The organism is Kitasatospora sp. MY 5-36, from assembly GCF_001182915.1.
In the GTDB taxonomy this organism is placed as follows: Bacteria; Actinomycetota; Actinomycetes; order Streptomycetales; family Streptomycetaceae; genus Kitasatospora.
On sequence record NZ_LFVW01000095.1, the window covers coordinates 1 to 1,470 of the forward strand.

Annotated in this window: 2 protein-coding genes; one reads left to right on the forward strand and one right to left on the reverse strand. The window is 76.6% G+C overall.

Annotation, left to right across the window (positions count from 1 at the left end):
* The coding region (locus tag AE652_RS07910) for an HAD family phosphatase (RefSeq protein ID WP_049650472.1) at positions 1 to 975 on the reverse strand (975 nt) is incomplete at its 3' end.
* A gap of 102 nt (positions 976 to 1,077) precedes the next feature.
* Between AE652_RS07910 and AE652_RS07915 the strand changes: the two genes are divergently transcribed.
* Positions 1,078 to 1,371 carry a glutaredoxin family protein gene (locus tag AE652_RS07915; protein WP_049650473.1) on the forward strand — a complete coding sequence of 98 codons (294 nt, stop codon included), beginning with the start codon at positions 1,078 to 1,080 and terminating at the stop codon, positions 1,369 to 1,371.
* Positions 1,372 to 1,470: the final 99 nt, after the last annotated feature.

Below are 1,470 nucleotides of genomic sequence, written 5' to 3' on the forward strand. Positions count from 1 at the left end.
CACCCCGAGCGCGGCCGCCGCCGGCAGCCCCACCCGGGCCGCCTTGCGCCCGGTCCGGAAGTCCCGCACCCGCCAGCCCTGGGCCCGGGCGTGGCGCCGCAGCGCGCCGTCCGGGTTCACCACGTACGGGTGGCCGACCAGCGAGAGCATCGGGATGTCGTTGGCCGAGTCGCTGTAGGCGGCGCAGCGGTCGAGGTCGAGGCGCTCGCGCCGGGCCAGGGCCCGGACGGCGGCGGCCTTGGCCGGGCCGTGCAGCAGGTCGCCGACCAGTCGGCCGGTGTAGCGGCCGTCCCTGGCCTCGGCGACGGTGCCCAGCGCGCCGGTCATGCCGAGCCGCCGGGCGATGATCCGGGCCACCTCCAGCGGGGCGGCGGTGACCAGCCAGACCCGCTGGCCGGCGTCCAGGTGCATCTGGACCAGGGCGCGGGTGCCCGGCCAGATCTTGTCGGCCACGACCTCCTCGAAGATCTCCTCGCAGATCGCCTCCAGGTCGGCGGTGGGCTTGCCGGCCACGATGCCGAGGGCGGACTGCTTGGCGTCCGAGATGTGGTCCGGGTCCTCGGTGCCGTGCAGCCGGAACCAGGCCTGCTGCCAGGCGAAGCGGGCGATGTCGCGGCGGGTGAGGAAGCCGCGGCGGTAGAGGCCGACGCCGAGGTAGAAGATCGCGGCGCCGCGCAGGATGGTGTTGTCGCAGTCGAAGAAGGCGGCGGCGCGGGGGTCGTCCGGGTCCGGGGTGTGGTTCTCGGCGGGGGCCTTGGGGGTCCGTCCGGGCTTGGCCGCGGCCGGTGCGTCCGGCCCGGCGGCGTCTCCGGGGCCGGTGCTGCCCCCTGGTCCGGCGGTGTCCCGGGGCCCGGCGTCGGGTGCCGGCTCGGCCCGCAGCGCGGCCTCGGCCGCCTCGGCCGCGGCTTCGCCGGCCAGGGCGCTCCGCTCGCTGCTGGAACGCCTTGCCTGGGTGAGCCTTCTGAGCACGGCCATGTCATCGAGGATAGCCAGCCGGGCGCCCGGCGGCCGTGACGCAGCCGTGCCCGCGGGGTGAACAGCTCCACCGGGCGCGGGCCCCGGGGGCGGGTGGGCGCCATGGCGGAGAATGGGGTGGTGAGCCCACTGCTGCGACGTAAGAGCCCCGAGCCCGCGGGCCGGACCGTGACCCTGGTCGGCAAGCCCGGCTGCCATCTGTGCGACGAGGCCCGCGAGGTGATCCTCCGGGTGACGGGGGAGTTGGGCGCGTCCTTCGAGGAGCGGGACATCACCCGGGACGAGGAGCTGTACCGCCGTTACTGGGAGCAGATTCCGGTCACCCTGATCGACGGTCGCCAGCACGACTTCTGGCGGGTCGACGAGCGCCGGCTGCGCACCGCCCTCGGCGGCTGAGTGTGCGGCCGGGCGCGGCCGGGCGGCGGCTGAGCGGGGTCTGACCGCGCGTTCGTCCGCGCACCGGCCCCCCGCCGATCGGCGGGGGGGGGGCGCCGC